General features: G+C 62.1%; 21 protein-coding genes and 1 tRNA gene. 12 read left to right on the forward strand and 10 right to left on the reverse strand.

What is annotated here, in order from left to right; translation table 11 throughout:
- The first annotated feature begins 28 nt into the window (after window positions 1–28).
- Window positions 29–580, forward strand: a complete 552-nt coding sequence (locus P3T40_RS06950) for a hypoxanthine-guanine phosphoribosyltransferase (RefSeq protein WP_429266939.1) — start codon at window positions 29–31, stop codon at window positions 578–580.
- Window positions 581–785: 205 nt separating this feature from the next.
- On the opposite strand, the gene P3T40_RS06955 is transcribed toward P3T40_RS06950, so the two are convergent.
- Together P3T40_RS06955 and P3T40_RS06960 are read right to left on the reverse strand one after the other, a co-directional pair.
- Window positions 786–1,385, reverse strand: a complete 600-nt coding sequence (locus P3T40_RS06955; protein ID WP_429266940.1) for a MarC family protein — start codon at window positions 1,383–1,385, stop codon at window positions 786–788.
- 12 nt (window positions 1,386–1,397) lie between these two features.
- Window positions 1,398–3,134, reverse strand: a complete 1,737-nt coding sequence (locus P3T40_RS06960; protein WP_429266941.1) for a proline--tRNA ligase — start codon at window positions 3,132–3,134, stop codon at window positions 1,398–1,400.
- A gap of 306 nt (window positions 3,135–3,440) precedes the next feature.
- Between P3T40_RS06960 and P3T40_RS06965 the strand changes: the two genes are divergently transcribed.
- Window positions 3,441–4,100, forward strand: coding sequence for an RNA pyrophosphohydrolase (locus P3T40_RS06965; protein WP_429266942.1), 660 nt, complete (start codon window positions 3,441–3,443; stop codon window positions 4,098–4,100).
- 76 nt (window positions 4,101–4,176) lie between these two features.
- Window positions 4,177–4,734 carry a CNP1-like family protein gene (locus P3T40_RS06970; protein ID WP_429266943.1) on the forward strand — a complete coding sequence of 186 codons (558 nt, stop codon included), beginning with the start codon at window positions 4,177–4,179 and terminating at the stop codon, window positions 4,732–4,734.
- A 137-nt stretch (window positions 4,735–4,871) separates the two neighbouring features.
- Here P3T40_RS06970 and proB read toward each other — a convergent pair whose 3' ends face one another.
- From proB to rplU, 4 genes are all read right to left on the reverse strand, one after another.
- On the reverse strand, window positions 4,872–5,990 hold the full coding sequence (gene proB, locus P3T40_RS06975) for a glutamate 5-kinase (protein WP_429266944.1): 1,119 nt from the start codon (window positions 5,988–5,990) through the stop codon (window positions 4,872–4,874).
- Between the two features lie 77 nt (window positions 5,991–6,067).
- Window positions 6,068–7,183 (reverse strand): Obg family GTPase CgtA, encoded by a 1,116-nt coding sequence (cgtA, locus tag P3T40_RS06980; RefSeq protein ID WP_429266945.1) that lies wholly within the window; start codon window positions 7,181–7,183, stop codon window positions 6,068–6,070.
- Between the two features lie 181 nt (window positions 7,184–7,364).
- Window positions 7,365–7,628, reverse strand: a complete 264-nt coding sequence (rpmA, locus tag P3T40_RS06985) for a 50S ribosomal protein L27 (RefSeq protein ID WP_144162717.1) — start codon at window positions 7,626–7,628, stop codon at window positions 7,365–7,367.
- A gap of 24 nt (window positions 7,629–7,652) precedes the next feature.
- Window positions 7,653–7,964: a 50S ribosomal protein L21 gene (gene rplU / locus P3T40_RS06990; RefSeq protein WP_007180329.1), complete on the reverse strand. Its 312-nt coding sequence runs from the start codon at window positions 7,962–7,964 to the stop codon at window positions 7,653–7,655.
- Between the two features lie 215 nt (window positions 7,965–8,179).
- On the opposite strand from rplU, the gene P3T40_RS06995 reads away from it, so the two are divergent.
- From P3T40_RS06995 to yacG, 9 genes are all read left to right on the forward strand, one after another.
- Entirely contained in the window at window positions 8,180–9,172 is a 993-nt protein-coding gene (locus tag P3T40_RS06995) for a polyprenyl synthetase family protein (protein WP_429266946.1), read from the forward strand.
- A gap of 51 nt (window positions 9,173–9,223) precedes the next feature.
- A tRNA-Pro gene (locus tag P3T40_RS07000) sits at window positions 9,224–9,300 on the forward strand.
- Between the two features lie 202 nt (window positions 9,301–9,502).
- Entirely contained in the window at window positions 9,503–10,807 is a 1,305-nt protein-coding gene (locus P3T40_RS07005; RefSeq protein ID WP_429266947.1) for an HlyC/CorC family transporter, read from the forward strand.
- A gap of 192 nt (window positions 10,808–10,999) precedes the next feature.
- Entirely contained in the window at window positions 11,000–12,388 is a 1,389-nt protein-coding gene (locus tag P3T40_RS07010; RefSeq protein ID WP_429266948.1) for a GspE/PulE family protein, read from the forward strand.
- Window positions 12,385–13,611 carry a type II secretion system F family protein gene (locus P3T40_RS07015; RefSeq protein WP_429266949.1) on the forward strand — a complete coding sequence of 409 codons (1,227 nt, stop codon included), beginning with the start codon at window positions 12,385–12,387 and terminating at the stop codon, window positions 13,609–13,611. The genes P3T40_RS07010 and P3T40_RS07015 overlap by 4 nt, the downstream gene beginning before the upstream one ends.
- 28 nt (window positions 13,612–13,639) lie before the next feature.
- The gene (locus P3T40_RS07020; RefSeq protein WP_429266950.1) at window positions 13,640–14,569 is read left to right on the forward strand and encodes a prepilin peptidase; all 930 of its coding nucleotides are present in this window, start codon (window positions 13,640–13,642) and stop codon (window positions 14,567–14,569) included.
- 3 nt (window positions 14,570–14,572) lie between these two features.
- Window positions 14,573–15,175, forward strand: a complete 603-nt coding sequence (coaE, locus tag P3T40_RS07025; RefSeq protein ID WP_429266951.1) for a dephospho-CoA kinase — start codon at window positions 14,573–14,575, stop codon at window positions 15,173–15,175.
- Window positions 15,176–15,375: 200 nt separating this feature from the next.
- Entirely contained in the window at window positions 15,376–16,131 is a 756-nt protein-coding gene (zapD, locus tag P3T40_RS07030) for a cell division protein ZapD (RefSeq protein WP_429266952.1), read from the forward strand.
- Between the two features lie 94 nt (window positions 16,132–16,225).
- Window positions 16,226–16,423, forward strand: a complete 198-nt coding sequence (gene yacG, locus P3T40_RS07035) for a DNA gyrase inhibitor YacG (RefSeq protein WP_144162731.1) — start codon at window positions 16,226–16,228, stop codon at window positions 16,421–16,423.
- Between the two features lie 16 nt (window positions 16,424–16,439).
- On the opposite strand, the gene P3T40_RS07040 is transcribed toward yacG, so the two are convergent.
- From P3T40_RS07040 to secA, 4 genes are all read right to left on the reverse strand, one after another.
- A complete protein-coding gene (locus P3T40_RS07040) occupies window positions 16,440–16,874 on the reverse strand; it encodes an NUDIX domain-containing protein (protein WP_429266953.1) in 435 nt (144 codons plus the stop codon).
- Window positions 16,871–17,740, reverse strand: a complete 870-nt coding sequence (locus tag P3T40_RS07045) for an ATP-binding protein (RefSeq protein WP_429266954.1) — start codon at window positions 17,738–17,740, stop codon at window positions 16,871–16,873. Before P3T40_RS07045 ends, P3T40_RS07040 begins: the two co-directional genes overlap by 4 nt.
- 31 nt (window positions 17,741–17,771) lie before the next feature.
- Window positions 17,772–19,013, reverse strand: coding sequence for a bifunctional glutamate N-acetyltransferase/amino-acid acetyltransferase ArgJ (gene argJ / locus P3T40_RS07050; protein ID WP_429266955.1), 1,242 nt, complete (start codon window positions 19,011–19,013; stop codon window positions 17,772–17,774).
- A 157-nt stretch (window positions 19,014–19,170) separates the two neighbouring features.
- Entirely contained in the window at window positions 19,171–21,972 is a 2,802-nt protein-coding gene (gene secA / locus P3T40_RS07055) for a preprotein translocase subunit SecA (protein WP_429266956.1), read from the reverse strand.
- Window positions 21,973–22,103 lie beyond the last annotated feature (131 nt).

A 22,103-nucleotide genomic window follows, 5' to 3' on the forward strand; every position in this document is an offset into this window, starting at 1 on the left:
TGTATACAGCTACCGCCCGCCAGACGTCATGAATCGCGAAGAAGCTCTCCACATATTCCGCCACTCCGAAGAAATCGTTTCGGCCCAGGACGTCAACGCGTCGATTAGCGGAATGGCCGCAGCCATCGCTGCCGAAATGAGCGAGGAGTTTCCGCTCGTACTGTCAGTGATGGGCGGCGCGGCGGTGTTCACCGGCATGCTGTTGCCGCACCTCGATTTCCCGCTCGAGTTCGACTACATCCACCTCACCCGCTATCGCAACACCACCAAGGGCGGCAGTGAGATGCAGTGGCGCGTGGCGCCAGCCGAATCGGTGAAGGATCGTGTCGTGCTGGTGCTCGACGACATCCTCGACGAAGGCGAGACGATGGCCGCGATCCGTGACCGCATCCTCGATATGGGCGCGAAGCGCTTCATGAGCGCGGTGCTGTGCGAGAAGATCATTCCGAAGGCCAAGCCGCTGCGCCCGGACTTCTGCGGCTTCGAGGTACCGGACCGCTATGTGTTCGGGTGCGGGATGGATGCGAAGGGATACTGGCGCAACCTGCCTACGATTCGTGCGTTGACCGACGGAGCGTGAGCGGCTGCGACGACTGCGGTTAAGGCGCGGCTGCATCGATCAGCGCGCAGAAAAAAAGCGGCCTACATATCGGGCCGCTTTTTTGTTTGCCAAAGCGCGCGCTCATGTAGCGCGCGTTGTTGCGTGCCTTTGTTGCGTGCCTTTGTTGCGTGCCTTTGTTGCGTGCCTTTGTTGCCCGCTTTGAGACGCGCGGCAACCGCACAACTCACAGTTGATGCACGAAAGACCGGATGCCACCGAGCATCATCTCGACCGAGATCGCCACCAGCACCAGTCCCATCAACCTCTCGAACGCCATCATCGCGCGCTCGCCGAGCCAGCTCTGAATCCGCTCCGCCAGCATCAGCACGATCGCGCAGACGATCATCGTGACCGACAGTGCGCCGACCCACTCGAGCATCTTGCCGGGCGCCTGGGAGGTCAACAGCATCACCGTCGCTAGCGCCGAGGGGCCCGCCAGCGCGGGGATGGCGAGCGGCACTATCAGCGGCTCGCCGCCGCGTGTGTCGCCGCCCAACGGACCGTCCGGGTGCGGGAAGACCATCCTGAGCGCGATCAAAAACAGAACGATTCCACCGCCGATCCGCAAAGACTGGTCGGTCAGGTTCATCATCCGCAGAAAGCGTTCGCCGCTCACCATGAACGCCAGCAGGATCACGAAGGCGATCGCCACCTCGCGGAGAATGACCACCGCACGCCGCTTGGGCGCCACCCCGCGCAGGCAACTGACGAACAGCGGAATGTTGCCTAGCGGGTCGGTAATCAGAATCAGCAGGACGGTCGCAGACAGGAAGGTGTACTCCACCGTCCGCTCCGCTTAGTGCGCCAGTGCTGCGCGAACCTTCTCCGTCACCGCTTGCACCGCGCCTTCGACCGGCAGCAGCGTCGCCTCGGTGTCGCGGCGGCCCTGATACTCGATCTTGCCTTCCTTCAGGCCGCGGTCGCCAATCACCAGACGGTGCGGCACGCCGATCAGTTCCCAGTCGGCGAACATCACGCCCGGGCGCTCGCCGCGATCGTCGAGAATCACGTCGACGCCAGCCGCGACCAGTTCCGCGTAGAGCTTGTCGGCCTGCTCGCGCACGGCTTCGCTGCGGTCATAGCCCATCGGGCACAGCACGACTTCAAACGGTGCGATCGCTTCCGGCCAGATGATGCCTTTGTCGTCGAAATTCTGTTCGATCGCCGCGCCGAGAATACGCGTGACGCCAATGCCGTAGCAGCCCATTTCCATGTTCTGCGACTTGCCCGTCTCATCCAGAATGGTGGCGTTCATGGCTTCGGAATACTTCTTGCCGAGCTGGAACACGTGGCCCACTTCAATGCCGCGGCAGATGTCGATCACGCCCTTGCCGTCCGGCGAAGGATCGCCCTTCTGGACATTGCGGATGTCTGCCACCACCGGCTCCGGCAGATCGCGGCCCCAGTTCACGCCGGTGATGTGGTAATCCACCTCGTTCGCGCCGACCACGAAATCGCTCATGTTCGCGACCGTGCGGTCCGCGATCACCTTGACCGGCTTCTTCGTGTTGATCGGACCGAGGTAGCCCGGCGGCGTGCCGAAAGTCTCGATGATTTCCGCTTCAGTTGCCATGCGGAACTCGGAGAGACCCGGCTGTTTGCTCGCCTTGATCTCGTTCAGATCGTGATCGCCGCGCAGCATCAACAGCCAGATGGTCGGCTCGGCGCCTTCGTTTTCGGTGGCGAGCACGATCGACTTGATGGTGCGCTCAAGCGGGATGTTAAGCAGTTCGGCCACGGCCTCGCACTTCGCCTTACCCGGCGTGGCGGTCTTTTTCATCTCTTCGGCGGGCGCGGCGCGCTGTGCGGTCAGCGGCAGGGCTTCGGCCGCTTCGACGTTGGCCGCGAAGTCCGAAGTCGGGCAATAGGCGATCGCGTCTTCACCGGTATCGGCGATCACGTGGAACTCGTGCGAGCCGCTGCCGCCGATCGAACCGTTGTCCGCCGCCACTGCGCGGAAATCGAGACCGAGGCGCGTGAAGATGCGCACGTACGCCTCGTACATCTTGCGATACGACTCTTTCAGACCGTCCAGGTCCTTGTCGAACGAGTACGCGTCTTTCATGATGAACTCACGGCCGCGCATCACGCCGAAACGCGGACGGATCTCGTCGCGGAACTTGGTCTGGATCTGATAGAAGTTCAACGGCAGTTGCCGGTAGCTCTTGATCTGGTTACGCGCGATATCAGTGACCACTTCCTCGTGCGTCGGTCCGATGACGAAATCCGTCTGCTTGCGGTCTTTGAAGCGAAGCAGTTCCGGCCCGTATTTCTCCCAGCGCCCCGATTCCTGCCACAACTCGGCTGGCTGCACCGCCGGCATCAGCAGCTCGATGGCACCGGCCCGGTTCATTTCTTCGCGCACGATGGCTTCCACCTTGCGGATCGAGCGCAGGCCGATAGGCAGGTAGTTATAGATACCGCCGGCCACGCGACGGATCATGCCGGCGCGCACCATGAGCTTGTGACTGACGATTTCGGCGTCGGCAGGGGCTTCTTTCAGGGTGCCGATAAAGAAACGGGAGGCTTTCATTCAGAATTTTCCAAAAGCGGCGGCGCCGGAGCGACCGCCCGAAAGGTGAAAACGGTGGGGAATTCGACAAAGGCGCGACAAAGACGTCACGAACGCGCGGCAAACCTGCGGAAAAACCCTTAGGCCGAAGCCATCGCAACGCTTGCCACCGCAGTGCAACCACAGTGTCGCCGCGCCGGATGGCCCACAGGCTACCGCAAACGCGCCCCTTTTGCGGCGAATCGTTCCAATCTGGTGCGATTCGGTGCGTCAGGCCCGTTATCTGTTTATAATCAAAGCAATTTTAAAGGATTCGAAGGTGGTTGTATGCTGGATCGTGAAGGCTTTCGCCCGAACGTCGGCATCATCCTCTTGAACGCGCACAACGAGGTGTTTTGGGGCAAACGGCTCCGTGAACATTCCTGGCAGTTTCCGCAAGGGGGCATCAAGTATGGTGAGACCCCCGTGCAAGCGATGTATCGGGAGTTACACGAAGAAACCGGCTTGCTTCCGGAGCATGTCAAGATCATCGGTCGCACGCGCGACTGGTTGCGCTATGAGGTGCCGGATAAGTTCATCAAACGTGAAGTACGCGGTCACTACCGCGGCCAGAAACAGATCTGGTTCCTGCTTCGGATGGTAGGGCGCGATTGCGACATTTGTCTGCGCGCCTGTGACCACCCAGAGTTCGATGCGTGGCGTTGGAACGAGTATTGGGTGCCACTCGACTGTGTGATCGAGTTCAAGCGGGATGTGTATCAGTTGGCGTTGACGGAACTATCCCGTTTTCTGCGCCGTGCTGCGCCGCGTTCGGAAAAACCTGGCGGCCATCACGGGCCTCGCTATCCACGGATAGTGTCGACCGCGACGGAGTTGCAGGAGGTGTCAGTAACGACCGTCACGGTCGAGACTACGATTCGCACGACGATTGAGTCCGACTGCGAGTCTGCTGACAGCACCTTGACCCAGCCAGGTCTGCGCGATTAAACCCGGTGCGGCTTTCCGCGCCGCATCTGCCGGTGCGGCTCATGGATTGCCGCGCCGGCGTTTCGAGGAAATCATATTGAAAGCATTTGCTCTCGTCGTGGCGTGCGCCGCCACCGGCGCCCTGCTGGCTGGTTGTTCGAGCACACCGAAACCCACCAACAAGGATGACAGCGCGTTTACGTATCTGTTAGACCGCAAGTCCAACTGGACCGAAAACAAGGTGGACACGCTGCCGTCGCTGCCGGTGGCGTCCAATCTGATTCCGTTCGATGTGTCCGGCAATACGCCGCTGACCTTCGCGGTCGACGGGAAATCGCTGTCGGTCGGCGACGACGGTGTGGTGCGCTACACGGTGGTTGTGACGAGCCCGAGCGGCGCACACAACGTGAACTACGAAGGGATTCGCTGCGATACCTACGAGTGGCGTCAGTACGCCGCCCTCAACGCGGATCACGACGGCTGGGACGACACAGTCGCTACCCCGTTTGGACGAATCGAAAACGGCTCGCTGAACGAGTACCAGGCATCGCTCTATCAGGACTACTTCTGCGCGAACAGGATGCCCACGGGCAGCGCCAAGCAGATTCTCGAGAACATGCGCCTGCGACGCACAGCCGCCTCGCAGATTCGGTAAGCGCGGTGCGCTTCGCCTTTCGGGGCAGCGAAAGAAAAAGAAAAGGAAAAAGCCGTTCCAGTTTGGCTGGAACGGCTTTTTTGCACGTGTTTCTGCGGTGGCTTCTGCGGGTGCTTTACTCGCAACGGCCGTCTGAATCAGACCAGCACGAGGTTGTCGCGGTGGATAAGCTCGGGCTCGAGCATGTAGCCGAGCACGCCTTCAATATCGCCACTCGGCCGACGCTGAATCAACTTGGCCTCGGCGCTGCTGTAGTTCGTGAGTCCGCGCGCGACCTCGCGTCCCGCCACGCTCAAACAGGCAATCACCTCGCCACGTGCAAACGCGCCCTGCACGCCGACCACGCCGATCGGTAGCAGGCTTTTGCCGCCTTCCGTCAGCTTCTCGACCGCGCCGTCGTCAATCACCACATGGCCGCGCACTTGCAGATGATCGGCCATCCATTGCTTGCGCGCCGCCATCCGCGCGGTGCGGGCAATCAACTGGGTGCCGATTGCCTCGCCTGTGGCAAGACGCGCCAGCACGTCAGGCTCACGCCCACTCGCGATCACCGTATTAGCGCCGCTATGCGCCGCGCGCTTGGCGGCCAGAATCTTGGTCAGCATGCCGCCGCGGCCGAGACTCGAGCCCGCGCCGCCAGCCATCGCCTCGAGGTCTGGCGCGCCAGCGTCGGCCTGCTGGACGAGCGTGGCTGAAGGGTCCTTGCGCGGATCGGCGGTGAACAGTCCCTGCTGATCGGTGAGGATGATTAGCGCGTCGCCTTCGATCAGATTCGCCACCAAGGCGCCCAGCGTGTCGTTGTCGCCGAACTTGATTTCGTCGGTGACGACTGTGTCGTTCTCGTTGATGATCGGTACCACGCCCAGGCGCAGAAGCGTCAGTAGCGTCGAGCGTGCGTTCAGGTAACGTTCGCGGTCGGCCAGATCGGCATGCGTCAGCAGGATCTGCGCGGTGCGGATCGAATGTTCGGCGAAGCGGCTTTCATACACCTGCGCGAGCCCCATCTGCCCAACCGCGGCGGCAGCCTGCAGTTCGTCGATTTCGCGCGGACGTTTGGTCCAGCCAAGCCGTTGCATACCTTCGGCAATCGCCCCCGAACTCACAAGCACAACCTCTTTGCCCTGCGCGCGCAACGCGGCGATCTGCGCCGCCCAGCGGCCGATCGCGGCATGATCGAGGCCACGCCCGTCATTCGTGACGAGGCTCGACCCGACTTTCACTACCAATCGCCTGGAGTCTGCGATGACGGAACGCATTGTGCGCGGTCTCCCAAGAAAATGCGTGTGCCGGCCGGCGGCCCATGACGGACCCGCCGGCGCCCAAGCTATGCGTCTTATTCCTGCGGCTCGGCCGGCTCGTTGGAGCTCGCACCCTCCGGCTTCTCGCGGAAACGCACATCTGCGGCCAGATCTTCCGCTTCGGCCTGACGCTGCGCGTCCGAATGGGCGGCAATATGGTCATACACCGCGTAGCAGAGCGCTTCGCAACCCTGACCGGTCAGCGCCGAAATTTCGAACACCGGACCGTCCCCGCCGAAACCCTCGCGGAACGCCGAGACGCGTGCCTCGCGCTCATCTTCGGGCACCATATCGATCTTGTTCAGCACCAGCCAACGGGTTTTCTCGAACAGCAATTCGTCGTACTTGCGTAGTTCGTTGACGATGGCCTTGGCTTCCGCGACGGGATCGACCGCCTCGTCAAACGGTGCGATATCAACAATGTGCAAGAGCAGACCGGTACGCTGCAAATGGCGCAGGAACTGGTGCCCGAGGCCCGCGCCTTCTGCCGCACCCTCGATCAGGCCAGGAATGTCGGCGATCACGAAACTGCGACTCGGACCCACCCGCACCACGCCAAGATTCGGCGCGAGCGTCGTGAATGGGTAGTCGGCGATCTTTGGCTTCGCGTTCGACACCGACGAGATAAAGGTGGACTTGCCGGCATTTGGCATACCGAGCAGACCGACATCGGCCAGCACCTTCAACTCGAGACGCACCATCCGGCGCTCACCGGGTTTGCCGTCGGTTTTCTGACGTGGCGCGCGGTTCGTACTGGATTTGAAATGCAGGTTACCGAGGCCGCCCGCGCCGCCTTGAGCGATTAGAACGCTCTGGTTGTGCTCGGTCAGGTCGGCGATCAGTTCGCCGGTTTCCATGTCCGAGATAATCGTGCCGACCGGCATGCGCAGCGTGATGTCGTCGCCGCCCTTGCCGTAGCAATCCGCGCCGCGGCCATTTTCACCGTTGCGCGCCAGATGCTTCTTCGCGTAGCGGTAGTCGATCAGCGTGTTGATATTGCGGTCTGCCACGGCGTAGACGCTACCGCCGCGGCCGCCATCGCCACCATCCGGACCACCGAACGGGACGAACTTCTCGCGGCGCATCGACGCGCTGCCATCCCCTCCGTCGCCGGCGATGACTTCAATCCTCGCTTCGTCAATGAACTTCATGCGTAACTCCGTCCCGTGTTTATCGCTATTTTGCCGCGCCTGCAGTGCGTTGGACAATCGACCGATCAGCCATCCGCGCGAGTTCACGACAACAAATACAGCTTATGAATCTGCAATGAAAAAGGCCCCGCTAACTTCGCGGGGCCTTTATTCCGGTCCTGAAGCCCGTGCCTGAATAAACTCAGGCTGCTGCCGGGACTACGTTGACCATGTGCTTCTTGGCTGCGCCCTTCGTCGAAAACTGGACGTGACCATCTGTCAGCGCGAACAAGGTGTGATCCTTGCCGATGCCGACGTTTTCGCCCGGGTGCATACGCGTGCCGCGTTGACGCACGATGATGCCGCCAGCGTTGATGGCTTGACCGCCGTAAACCTTCACGCCGAGACGCTTCGACTCGGAGTCGCGGCCGTTACGTGACGATCCGCCTGCCTTTTTGTGTGCCATTTGATAGCTCCTTAACCGGTGCGCTTACGCGTTGATCGCGTCAATGCGCAGTTCGGTGTAGTTCTGGCGGTGGCCGCCATGCTTCTGGTAGTGCTTCCGGCGACGCATCTTGAAGATGGTCACTTTTGCGTGACGACCTTGCGACACGACGGTAGCCTTGACGGAAGCCCCACTGACCAGCGGCGTACCGAACTTAATCGATTCGCCTTCGCCCACTGCGAGAACCTGGTCGAGCGTGATTTCAGCGTCAATGTCTGCCGGTATCTGTTCTACTTTAAGTTTTTCGCCGACGGCAACTTTATACTGCTTGCCACCGGTTTTTATGACCGCGTACATTGAGAACCTCACTCTGTGTTCATTTTCCCCACGCACCACGCGCGGAAACCCGTGATTATACATAGAGTTAGCTGCGCGGTCAAAACTCGTTAACGGCCGTCGCCACGCAACCTGGAGCCCGGCCAGCCGGGCCGCCGCGCGCCGATCACGCAGCCTGCGGCCCGGAACTGTCGCGATTCGCCTTATAATTCGCGGCACTACCCAATTCAGCCATCATGTCGTCGACTGCCACCCCCTCTCCCAACGCCGCCAGCCTGCTCGCCCCGATTGCCGAAGACATGGAGCAGGTGAATCGCGTCATCCGGCACCGCCTGGCGTCCGAGGTGATGCTGATCAATCAGATTTCCGAGTACATCATCAGTGCCGGCGGCAAACGCCTGCGGCCCGCGCTGCTGTTGCTGGTGGCCGGCGCGCTGGGCGAAACCACGGGGCATCGGCACGAACTGGCCGCGGTGGTCGAATTCATCCACACGGCCACCCTGCTGCACGATGATGTGGTCGACGAATCCGATCTGCGGCGCGGCCGTCAGACCGCCAACGCCCTGTTCGGCAACGCCGCGAGCGTGCTGGTGGGCGATTTCCTGTACTCGCGCTCATTCCAGATGATGGTCGGGGTCGGCAAGATGCGGGTGATGGAAATCCTCTCGGAAGCGACCAACATCATCTCCGAAGGCGAAGTCTTGCAGTTGCTGAACATGCATGACGCCGACGTGGACGAAGCCCGCTACATGCAGGTGATCCGCTACAAGACGGCCAAGCTGTTCGAAGCGGCCGCCCAGCTCGGTGCGGTGCTGGCCGGGGCCGATGCGATCACGGAAGCCGCCGCCGCGGAATTCGGCCGGCGCATCGGGACGGCCTTCCAGATCATGGACGACTGGCTCGACTACACGGGTACGGCCGAATCCATGGGCAAGAACGCCGGCGACGACCTGCGCGAGGGCAAGCCCACGCTGCCGCTTATCTATCTGATCGAGCGCGGCACGCCGGAACAGTCGGCACTGGCGCGCGAGGCAATCGAACAGGGTGGCACGGATCGTTTTGAGACTATTTTCGAAGCGATCACGCGCTCAGGCGCGCTGGATCACACGCTGGAATGCGCCAAACAGGAAGCTCAGGCAGCCGCCGCAGCAATTTCTTCGTTTCCGGATTCCATTTTCAAAGATAGCCTGCTAGAATTATGTTCTTACTCGACGGCGAGACAGTCTTAAACGAGACTGAAATGCCAGATTAGTCCAAGTCGGGTACAGAGCAGTATAAATCGGGGTGTAGCTTAGCCTGGTAGAGCGCTACGTTCGGGACGTAGAGGCCGGAGGTTCGAATCCTCTCACCCCGACCAGATTTTGAAAAAACCGCACAGCATTGTGCGGTTTTTTTTCGCCTGCCTTTCCTGTTTCCTGTTCTCGCCGCCGCGGCGCGCGTCGTTGGCAAGCCCGCAGAAGAGCGACCGGCGCAAGCCGCCCTATGCCTTTCGCCCAGGCGGGCGGGGGCGGTCCCCTCTGCTATATTCTTTCCATCCTGCCCCTACCAGTTCGCGACACGTGGAACAACTACCCTTATGGGCGCAGATAGGCGCCGTTTTTCTGCTGCTTATCTGCTCCAGTTTCTTTTCGATCTCCGAAACGGCGATGATGGCGCTCAACCGCCACCGCCTGAAGCATCTCTCCAATCAGGGCGCGCTCGGCGCAAAGACGACGCAAGGTCTGCTCGCACGCACGGACGAGCTGCTGAGCGTGATCCTGATCGGCAACAATCTGTTCAACACGATCATCCCGGTGCTCACCACCTCGGTTGCGCTGCATACGTTCGGCCGCAACAATCTGGTGCTGTCGATTGCGACCGGCATTGTCGCGTTCCTGATCATCGTGTTCGCGGAGATCACGCCGAAAATTGTCGGCGCGACGTTTCCGGAAAAGATCGCATTGCCGGCAAGTCTTTTGATCGCCCCGCTGATGCGCGCGACGAGGCCGATCGTCTGGTTCGTCAACCTGTTTGCCAACGGGATCCTGCGCATCTTGCATATCAATACGAAGGGCGCGCACGACCAGCGTCTTTCGACCGAGGAACTGCGCACCATCGTCCTCGAGTCCGGCAGCTTCATGCCGACCAAGCACCGCAGCATCCTGCTGAACCTGTTCGATCTGGAAAACATCTCTGTCGACGACGTGATGATTCCGCGCCGCCGGATCGAGGCGCTCGACTTCGACGCGCCGTTCGAGCAAATCCTGCATCAGCTCGAAACCTGCTATCACAACAAGCTGATCGTCTATCAGGGCGACATCGACCGCGTGCTCGGCGTGTTGCATGTGCGCAAGACGCTCTCGGCGCTGCACAACCAGGAACTCGAACGGGAGACGCTGCGTGAATTGCTCGCCGAACCGTATTTCGTGCCGAGCGGCACGCCCGTGTTTCAGCAGTTGCAATACTTCCAGGAGAGTCGTCACCGAACTGCGCTGGTCGTGAACGAATACGGTGAACTGCAGGGGCTGGTCACGCCGGAAGACATCATCGAGGAACTGATCGGCGAGTTCACCACTTCGATCCCGCGTAGCGCGAATTCGCGTGGCGGCTGGAACGAGAACGGCGAGTGTATCGTCGCCGGCAGCATGCCGCTGCGCGAGTTGAACCGTTGGCTGCAGCTCACTCTTCCTACTGACGGGCCGAAGACGCTGAACGGTCTGATTCTGGAAATTCTCGAAGAAATTCCCGATGGCGACGTGTGCGTGCAGATCGTGGGGATCAAACTCGAAGTGATGCGCAGCGACGACCAGGCGGTCCGCACCGTCAAGATTTTCAAGCCGGGCGCGCGCTCGGGTTCGAAGGGCGGCAAGAAGCAGCGGATTTGAGGTGGTGGGCTTGGGGCGCATTTAGGGCAACCAGCGCGTGCCCCGGCTAGTTCGGCTAGTTCGGCTAGTTCGGCTAGTTCGGCTAGTTCGGTTGTCTGTGGCACACCTGGCCATCCGGCCGAATGGCGGCAATGCCTAGCCTGCCGGATGATGGAGTCGTCATGTTCTACAGGCGGCTCTAGCCGGTTTCAGATGTCAACCTCACCCCGTTCCACACCGGCTAGCTCTCCTTACCGTCTGGCCGACCCGATTACAACGGATTCGCCCTATCGTGCCCTGCCACTCGATGCGGAGTCTGCCGCTGCATCTGCCACACCCGCTCCATCTGCCCCGCATGCGGCCCGCCCGTTCGCCAGCACAAGCCGCGAAGACACGCCGCGCCGCGACACAGTAGCGAGCCTCGCCGAGGCCGACAACACCCCCGCAGTCCGCCTGCTGAGCGACACGCTGCGGGAAGCCACACGGCGCAACGCGTCGGACCTTCATATCGAGCCAGCCGAACATGGTTGGCGCATGCGTCTGCGCATTGACGGCGTGCTGCATGCCATCGCACAACCGCCTGCCCATCTGCGCGATGCCTTCATCACGCGCGTGAAAGTGCTCGCACGCATGGACATCGCCGAGCGGCGCGTGCCGCAGGACGGGCGCCTGCGCATCGCAACCACCCCGGGCAAGTTCGAGGACTATCGTGTGAATTCGCTGCCCACGTTGTTCGGGGAAAAGCTTGTGCTCCGGCGCCTGGATGCACTGCCTGCCACCCTTTCGCTCGATTCGCTTGGCCTCGCCCCCGCTCAGCGCGACACGCTCGAGGCGGCCATCAGTGCGCCGCACGGACTGGTGCTTGTTACCGGTCCAACGGGCAGCGGCAAGACGCTCTCGCTGTACTGCTTCCTGCAAATGCTCAACGCCGAATCGCGCAACCTCTGTTCGGTCGAAGATCCGGCTGAAATCCAGCTTGCCGGCATCAATCAGGTAAGCGTGCGCGAGAAGGCTGGCCTCACCTTCGCCGTCGCGTTGCGCGCGTTTCTGCGCCAGGATCCGGACGTCATCATGGTCGGCGAGATCCGTGATGAAGAAACCGCTGACGTCGCGGTCAAGGCAGCGCAAACCGGCCACCTGGTGCTCTCCACACTTCACACCAACGACGCGCCCGCCGCCATCGCGCGCCTGATCGATATCGGCGTCGAGCCCTATAACCTTGCTGCGGCGCTGCGCATGGTCACCGCGCAACGGCTCGTGCGGCGGCTATGCATCAACTGCCGGGCACCAGCGCCGCAATCGGCAGCGGCGCTACGCGCGGCGGGCTTTGCCGACGATCAATTCGACGGTTGGCATCCCTACACAGCGTCGGGTTGCGACGCGTGTCACGGCATCGGCTACTGCGGGCGCGTCGGCATCCACCAGATCATGCCGGTATCGGACGCGATGCGCGAACTGATTGTCGCGAACGCAGGCACTCACGCGCTCGCGCGGACGGCCCAGGCCGAGCGCGTGAGCACGCTGCGCGACGCTGCGTTGGCGCGTGTGCGTGACGGCACGACCAGTCTCGCCGAGGCACTCAGCGCCACAGAGGTCGCATGACCATCAGGGCCACGGAAACGGAAGCGAGCGACATGCGTTTTGCATGGCGCGGCGTCGATGCAACGGGTACGCAGCGCAACGGCACGTTGATTGCGGCGGATGCGGCTGCCGTGCGAGCCATGCTCAAACGCGACAATCTGTTCATCATCGAACTCACGGCACGTGGACCTGCGCCACGTCCCCACGCACGCGCCTCGGAGGTCACGCGCTTCACGCGCCAACTAGCCAGTCTTCTGCGCGCCGGCTTGCCACTCGCGCCCTCGCTTGAGCTACTGGCGCAAGCACCTGCGCCACGCCAGCGCGGCATGTCGCGCATCGTCGGCGCACTGGCGCGCGACATCACTAGCGGGCTGAGTTTCTCGGCGGCGCTGGCGCGGCATCCGGCGCAGTTCAATGCGCTCTATTGCCAGTTGGTTGCGGTCGGCGAAGCGGCAGGCGCGCTCCCAGCGGTGCTGGCTCGCATCTCCGACGACCGCGAGCGCGGCGCCGCGCAGCGCGCCAAGGTCAAGGCCGCCCTCACCTATCCCGTCGCGATCCTGCTGCTGGCACTCGCCATCACTGCTGCACTGCTGATCTGGGTTGTGCCAACGTTCAAACAGATCTTCGACGGCTTCGGCGCCCGCTTGCCAGCGCCGACACAAATCGTGATAGCGCTATCGGGCGCCGCTGCGCGCTGGAGCGTGCCGGCGCTCGCATTGACGGTGTGTGCCGGCTTTGCCGTGGCTTACCTGCTGCGCCGCTCGGACGCGGCGCGCGTAGCGGTTGCCCGCCTGTCGCTGTGCTTGCCGGTCGCGGGCACGCTCCTCGCGACGTTGTGCGCTGCGCGCTGGAGCCGCGCGCTCGGCACGCTGCTGTCAGCCGGTACGCCGCTCGCCGATGCATTCGACTCGCTCACCCAAGCCACCGGCAACGCCTACTTCGATCGTGCCACCGTCGACATCGCCGCCCGCCTGCGGCGCGGCGAACGGCTCGCCGCCGCAATGCGTGCAGCGCGTTGCTTTCCGGCCGAGGTCGTTCAGCCCGTTGCCGTCGCAGAGGAGTCCGGTGCATTGGATACCATGCTGATCGACGTGGCATCGCTCAGCGATCGTCAGGTTGACGAAACGATCGGCACACTGGCAAGCCTCTGCGAGCCACTGGTCATCATCGTGCTCGGGACGCTCGTCGGCGGCCTCGTCATCGCGATGTATCTTCCCATTATTCAACTCGGCAACGTGGTGTAGCATCGCAGCCGAATCTAACTTTTTCGCCATGCCGACTACCCACGCACTCGTGTCAGAAACTTCCTTCAGCGCACTTCATGGTCACGTCACAGCCGGCCTTGGCGCCACCTTCGGCGGCTTGCCGGCCAGCGTGCAGATTGCGTTTGCAATCGTGTTCGGTCTGGTGATCGGCAGCTTTCTGAGCGTGGTCGCTCATCGGCTGCCCATCATGCTCGAACGCGCGTGGCGCCAAGAGGTCAGCGAAGCAATCGAGCAGCCGCTCGAAGACGACGGCCTGCCGGCGCGCTATAACCTGTGGCTGCCGCGCAGTGCGTGCCCGCACTGTGGCCACGTCCTGCGCGCCTGGGAAAACATCCCTGTGCTGAGTTACCTCTTGCTGCGTGGACGATGCTCCGCATGCAAGACACCTGTCTCGGCACGCTATCCGTTGCTTGAGATCGCCAGCGCCGCGTGCGCCGCGGGTGCGCTTGCCGTGTTCGGCCCAAGCGCCATGGCGCTGGCCGCATTCGGCCTGTGCGCGGCCTTGCTGGCGATGAGCGCCATCGACATCGACACGCATCTGCTTCCCGACTCGCTAACGCTGCCGCTGTTATGGGCCGGCCTGATCGTCAATTTCAACGGCATGTTCGCAAGCTTGCACGCCGCAGTGGCGGGCGCGATTGCGGGCTATCTTGTACTCTGGGTAGTGCACTGGCTGTTCAAGCTCGTACGTGGCGTCGAAGGAATGGGTTATGGGGACTTCAAGCTGCTCGCCGCGCTCGGCGCATGGCTCGGCTGGGCCGCGTTGCCGCAGATCGTGCTGATCGCTGCGGTCGCCGGGGCGGTCGTCGGCCTCGCGGCAACCTGGCGCGGCCGCATGCGCTTCGAGGAGCCGCTGCCATTCGGTCCTTTCCTCGCAGCAGGCGGCGCTATTACGCTATTTCTGGGGACGCCCCTCTATCTCACACTCGGAGGCTGACGCATGTTTTCTGTAGGCCTGACAGGCGGCATCGGTAGCGGCAAGTCAACCGTCGCCGACCTGTTCGCTGCGCGCGGTGCGGCAATCGTCGACACCGACCTGATCGCCCATCGGATCACTGCACCGCATGGCGTCGCGATGCCGAAGATCGCCACTGAGTTCGGTGCCTCGTTCGTCGCGCCGGACGGTTCGCTCGACCGCGCCCGCATGCGCACCTTGATCTTCAGCGACGAAGGCGCGCGCAAGCGTCTCGAAGCCATCACGCACCCGCTGATCCGAACCGAAACCGAGCGTGCAAGACATGAGGCCAGCGGCCCGTATGTGATGCTGGTAGTTCCGTTGCTGGTCGAGTCGGGCACCTGGAAAACGCGCGTGGACCGGGTCCTGACGGTGGACTGCAGCGTCGAGACGCAGATCGCACGGGTCATGCACCGCAACGCCTTCAGCCGCGAGCAGGTTCTGGCGATCATCGCCCGTCAGGCGACCCGTGAAGCGCGTCTTGCCGCGGCGGACGATGTGATCGTCAACGAGAATGCCTCGGTAGAGGGACTCGACGCGCAGGTCGAGGCGCAACATAGCCTGTATTTGTCGCTGGCCGGTGCGTGAGACCTCGGCACCGTCCGCGAGAACACGAAGGCAGCTTGCCCTACTATCTCAATGAAGCGCGGGCATCGCACTCAAACAGATGCGAAACAAGCGAAAAAACTTGCGAAAGCGCACCAGAAAAGTGTGTGATTGCTAGGGTAGTCTCACGGCATTAGAATGTTCTGCATTCCCGTCACCGACCACGCCCGAGGCGAGCCCGCTTGATCCTTTACGAGTATCCCTTCAACGAGCGAATCCGGACGCTGTTGCGCCTTGAAGACCTGTTCGAGCGCTTCACGTTCTTTCTGACTCAGGAAGATGCCAGGGAACACCACGTCGCGCTGACGACGCTGTTCGAAATCTCGGAAGTCGCCGGTCGCGCGGATCTGAAGTCGGATCTGATGAAGGAACTGGAGCGGCAACGGCAAACGCTCGCGCCGTTTCGCGGCAACCCGGGCATCGAGCAGAACGCATTAGAGGCCGTGCTAGGCGAGATCGAGCAAACCCTCTCGGGACTCTCGCAGATGCAAGGCAAGACGGGCCAGCATCTGGCGGACAACGAGTGGCTGGCCAGCATCCGCAGCCGCGCGATTATCCCGGGTGGCACCTGCAAGTTCGACCTGCCGTCATACTATGCCTGGCAACAGACGCATCCGGACCAGCGCCGTCAGGATATCGCCAAGTGGGTAACGCCGCTCTTGCCGTTGCGCGATGCCGCCACGATCGTCTTGCGTCTTGCGCGCGAATCGGGTCAGGCCTCGAAGGTAATGGCGATGCAGGGCAGCTACCAGCAGATGCTGTCGGGTCGGTCGTATCAGTTGATGCAGGTGCGTGTCCCGCCGGAATTGCGGGTGATTCCCGAGGCAAGCGCCAACAAATACATGTTGTGGGTGCGTTTCACTGTGCAGGACGGCGACCTGCGACCGCGTGCGGTCGATGTGGACGTTCCGTTCCAGCTCACGCTGTGCAGTCTGTAATGCAGGTTACGCCATGGCGGGGCTGCGCCTTTCAAGCAGCGAAAATGCCCCTATATTAGAGACTTGTCCCGTTTACGATTGACTGCCTGACCGAATGATCACTGTCGTTAAATGCCCAACGTGCGCGAAGGATGTCCGCTGGACACCCGAGAACCGCTTCCGCCCCTTCTGTTCCGAGCGCTGCAAGCAGATTGACCTCGGCGCTTGGGCCGCTGAGAAGTACAAGATTGGCGGCACAGACGAAGAAGCGCCGTCCGACGACGAGCCGAGCGGCGATTACAACCCGCATTAGGCGCGGCTCGACCCTGCTATTCAGCAGCGAGCCACTCGAGCACCGGAATGGTCGCCGGCAATAATGGCGAAACCTCGGTTGGCAGCGATTGCCAGACAAACGCCTGACCTTCGCGCCCGTGCGGATCACCGCTCCACTGCGTTACCTTGCAGAAGTAGAGCCGCACATAAGCATGCGGGTAATCGTGCTCCAGCGTATGCCAACGGTGGCTCGCCTTGACCTCGATTCCCAACTCCTCGTGCAGTTCACGCGCCAGCGCCGCCTCGACCGACTCGCCGGGCTCCAGCTTGCCGCCCGGAAATTCCCAATACCCTTCGTAAGGCTTGCCGACGGGCCGTTGGGCGAGCAGATAGCGGCCATCCGGCTGCACTAGCACGCCCACGGCCACCTCAGTGACCGGACGCCCGTCCGGATTCGCCGCGCGGCTGACAGGGGTCGCGGAGTCCGTCATGCCTGCGACTTCCGGCCGGAGCGGTCGCGGGCAAACTGCCACGCCACGCGTCCCGAGCGCGAACCGCGCTCGAGCGCCCACACAAGCGCGTCCCCGCGTGCCGCCTCGATCTCCGCGGCATCGCAGCCGAAATGCTGCAGCCAGTGCCCGACGATCGTCAGATAATCGTCCTGCTTGAACGGATAGAAGCTGACCCACAGGCCGAAGCGCTCGGACAGCGAGATCTTCTCTTCGACTACTTCGCCGGGATGAATCTCGCCATCGGACGTGTGCTTGTACGTCTCGTTGTCGCTCATGTACTCCGGCAGCAGATGGCGCCGGTTCGACGTCGCGTAGATCACCACGTTGTCGGATTGCGCGGCCACCGAGCCGTCGAGCGCCACCTTCAGCGCCTTGTAGCCCGACTCGCCGTCTTCGAACGACAGGTCGTCGCAGAACACGACAAAGCGCTCCGGACGCTGCGAGATCAGATCGACGATATCGCCCAGATCGTGCAGGTCGTCCTTATCCACTTCAATGAGCCGCAGCCCGTCTTTGGCGTACGCATTCAGGCAGGCCTTGATGAGCGACGACTTGCCGGTACCGCGCGCGCCCGTCAGCAGCACGTTGTTGGCCGGCTGCCTGTTCACGAACTGGCGCGTGTTCTGCTCGATCAGACCTTTCTGGCGGTCGATGTTCTGCAGGTCGTCGAGCGTGATGTCCGAGATGGCCGGAACCGGTTGCAGGTAGCCGCGACCCTGGCGCGTGCGCCAGCGAAATGCGACCGCCGCCGACCAGTCGACCTCGGGCGTTGAGGGCGGAAGCACGGCTTCCAGGCGGCCGAGCAAAGCCTCAGCACGAGTCAGAAACTGTTCGAGTTTATCCATGACGAAGATTGAAATCTGATGAGGTATTGGCTCAGGAACGATAGTCGGCGTTGATGCTCACGTAGTCGTGCGACAGATCGCAGGTCCAGATCGTGGCTTGCGCGTCGCCACGGCCCAGCACGACGCGAATCAGAATCTCCGCCTTTTTCATCACGCGCTGACCGTCTTCCTCACGGTACTCCGGATTGCGGCCGCCCGCCTTCGCCACCAGCACGTCATCCAGATACAGATCGATCTTGCCGACGTCGAGGTCGGTCACGCCCGCATAGCCGATCGCCGCGAGAATCCGGCCAAGGTTCGGGTCCGAAGCGTAGAACGCCGTCTTGACCAGCGGCGAATGGCCGATCGCGTAGGCGATCTGGCGGCATTCCGCGACGTTCGAACCGCCTTCCACCTGCACCGTCATGAACTTGGTGGCGCCCTCGCCGTCACGGATGATCAGCTGGGCGAGCGCCTGCGCGACCTCGGTCACGGCATCGCGCAACGCCGCGTACGCGGGCGAATCGGTGGACGTGACCGCCGGCAGGCTGGATTTGCCCGACGCGATCAGGATGAAGGAATCGTTGGTGGACGTATCACCGTCGATGGTGATGCAGTTGAACGAGCGATCTGCAACGTGCTTGACCAGCGCGTCGAGCACCGGCTGCGAAACCGCTGCGTCGAACGCGAGGAAGCCGAGCATGGTCGCCATGTTCGGCTTGATCATGCCGGCGCCCTTGCTGATGCCGGTCAGCGTCACTGTATGACCGTGGATGCTCACCTGACGCGACGCCGCTTTGGGCAGCGTGTCCGTGGTCATAATGGACTGGGCGGCCTCATACCAGTGCGCGGCCTGGCGGTTCGCCAGCGCAGCCGGCAAGCCGGCCTTCAGGCGGTCGACCGGCAACGGCTCTAGAATCACACCGGTCGAAAACGGCAGCACCTGCTCCGGTGCGATATCGGCCAGACGTGCCAGTTCGACACAGGTTTCGCGAGCGGCCACGAGGCCCGGCTCGCCGGTGCCCGCATTCGCATTCCCCGTATTCACCACCAGCGCGCGAATCCCTTTACCGCCCGCACGCACTTGTTCGAGATGCTCGCGGCAGACGGTGACCGGCGCCGCACAAAAACGGTTCGACGTGAACACGCCGCCGACCGTCGCACCTTCTTCGACGGAAATGACGAGCACGTCCTTGCGGTTCGGCTTACGGATGTTCGCCTCGGCCCAGCCTAGCGTAACGCCGGCGACGGGGTGAAGTTGGGCGGCATCGATGGAGGGAAAATTGACAGCCATGGTCGCGACCTGTTGTCCAAGTTGAAAATGCCGGCATGAAGCCGGCATCGGAAAATCACAAAAGGGTGGTGCGGAGCGGACCTCACCACCGTGGAATTACCAGCAAAGCGCTGGGTAAAACGACGCGGCGCGCTTTACGCGCGCCGCCTTTTCAGTCTCACGCAATCTTGCCGTGGCACTGCTTGTACTTCTTGCCGCTGCCGCACGGGCAGGGGTCATTACGGCCCACCTTCGGCACGCTATCACCGAGCGGCTCGGCGGGCGCATGCGAGCCGTGGCTCATGGCGTCGCCGATCATCGCGGCCGTCGCTGCCTCAGCGGCAACCGGCGCGGCAGATTCAGCGAACTCGGCGTGACGGAACTCGACGTGCTCCAACTGGCTAGTGCCCTGCTCTTCGAGATCTTCAGCAACCTGTTCCAGCTGCTCGGTCGACTCCACTTGCACGTTCATCACCACGCGCGTCACATCGAGCTTCACCGCGTCGAGCATAGCCGCGAACAGTTCGAATGCTTCGCGCTTGTACTCCTGCTTCGGATTCTTCTGCGCATAGCCGCGCAGATGGATGCCCTGGCGCAAGTGATCGAGTGCGGCCAGATGTTCACGCCACGCGCGATCCAGCGTCTGCAGCATGATCGAACGTTCGAAGCCGCTGAAGTTCTCGCGGCCCACCAGCTCGACCTTTGCCTCGTACGCTTCATCCGCAGCGGCAATCACCGCTTCCAGGATTTCATCCACGCTGATCGACGACGATTCGTTGATCATTTCCTGAATGGCGAGATCAAGCTGCCATTCGTTGCGCAGCACTTCTTCCAGCTCCGGCACGGACCACTGCTCTTCAATGCTACCGGCCGGCACGAACTGGTGGACGATGTCGGTAATCACGCCATGACGCATGGCGCCGATGGTTTCGGTGATGTCATTCGCCTCGAGCAATTCATTGCGCTGCTGGTAGATCACCTTGCGCTGATCGTTCGACACATCGTCGTATTCGAGCAATTGCTTACGAATATCGAAGTTGCGCGCCTCGACCTTGCGCTGCGCCGATTCGATCGAGCGCGTGACGATGCCCGCTTCGATCGCCTCACCTTCCGGCATCTTCAGGCGGTCCATGATGGAACGCACGCGGTCGCCGGCAAAAATGCGCAGCAGCGGATCTTCCAGCGACAGGTAGAAGCGCGACGAACCCGGGTCACCCTGACGGCCGGCACGGCCGCGCAACTGGTTGTCGATCCGGCGCGATTCGTGACGTTCGGTGCCGATGATGTGCAGACCACCCGCGGCCTTCACCTTGTCGTGCAGCTCTTGCCATTCGTCGTGCAGCTTCTGGATGCGGCGCTGCTTCTCTTCAGCAGGGATGGACTCATCGAGCTCGATGAAGGTCGCCTGCTTTTCAGCATTGCCGCCCAGCACGATGTCGGTACCGCGACCGGCCATGTTGGTCGCGATCGTCACGCGTTGCGGACGCCCCGCCTCCGCCACGATCTCCGCTTCGCGCGCATGCTGCTTTGCGTTCAGCACTTCGTGCGGCAAGCCGGCCTGCTTCAGCAGATGCGACAGCAGTTCGGAGTTTTCGATCGAGGTCGTGCCCACCAGCACCGGCTGGCCACGCTCGTGACAGTCGCGGATATCGCGAATGACGGCGTCGTAGCGTTCCTTCGCCGTCTTGTAGATCTGGTCCTGCTTGTCGATCCGCTTGGGCGGACGATTGGTCGGGATCACGACCGTTTCCAGCCCGTAGATCTCGTTGAATTCGTACGCTTCCGTATCCGCCGTACCGGTCATGCCGGACAGCTTCGCATACATGCGGAAGTAGTTCTGGAACGTGATCGAAGCGAGCGTCTGGTTCTCGCTCTGGATCTTGACGTGTTCCTTTGCCTCGACGGCCTGGTGCAGACCATCGGACCAACGGCGACCCGACATCAGACGGCCGGTGAACTCGTCGACGATCACGACTTCGCCGTTCTGCACCACGTAATGCTGATCTTTGTAGAACAGCGTGTGCGCGCGCAAAGCGGCGTACACGTGGTGCATCAGCGTGATGTTTTGCGGCGCGTACAGGCTCTCGCCTTCGCCAATCAGGCCCCATTCGGAGAGCAGGCGTTCAGCCTTTTCGTGGCCCGATTCGGTCAGGAACACCTGACGGCCCTTTTCGTCGAGCGTGTAGTCGCCCGGCTTTTCGACGCCCGTGCCATCTGCCTTTTCTTCGCCAATCTGGCGCTCGAGCAGCGGCGGAAGCGCGTTCATCCGCACATAAAGATCAGTGTGGTCTTCAGCCTGGCCGGAGATGATCAGCGGCGTACGGGCTTCGTCGATCAGGATCGAGTCCACTTCGTCGACGACCGCAAAATTCAGCGACCGCTGTACGCGTGCATTGGTCTCGTAGACCATGTTGTCGCGCAAGTAGTCGAAGCCGAATTCGTTGTTCGTGCCGTAGGTGATGTCCGAAGCGTAAGCCTGCTGCTTCATGCCATGGTCCATCTGCGACAGGTTGATGCCGACCGACAGACCGAGGAAGTTATACAGACGCGCCATCCATTCGGCGTCGCGCTGTGCAAGGTAATCGTTCACCGTCACGACGTGCACACCGCGCCCGGTCAGCGCATTCAGGTAGACCGGCAGTGTCGCAACCAGCGTTTTGCCTTCACCCGTGCGCATTTCGCCGATCTTGCCGTAATGCAGCACCATCCCGCCGATCAGCTGGACGTCGAAGTGGCGCATTTTCAGAACGCGCTTGCTCGCTTCCCGGCAGACCGCGAAGGCCTCCGGCAGCAGCTTGTCGAGCGACTCGCCGCTGGCAATGCGCTGGCGGAATTCACCCGTTTTGGCGCGCAGTTGATCGTCCGTCAATTGCTCGATCTGCGGCTCGAGCGCATTGATCGCCGTGACGGTCTTTTGATATTGCTTGACTAGCCGCTGGTTGCGGCTGCCAAAAATCTTTTGTAGAAAACCGGTGGTCATCGGATCGGTGTCTGCGTCGCGGCTTCGGCTGGTTCACGGCATGCGGTTTGTCCACATACCGGTCCGGGGTCGGAAATGCCTCGGCGGCTTAGTCCAAGAGTGAATTCGAATCGGGCATTTTAGCACGCGCC

Origin of the sequence: Paraburkholderia sp. EB58 (assembly GCF_050436665.1) — a bacterium.
Taxonomy (GTDB): Bacteria; Pseudomonadota; Gammaproteobacteria; order Burkholderiales; family Burkholderiaceae; genus Paraburkholderia.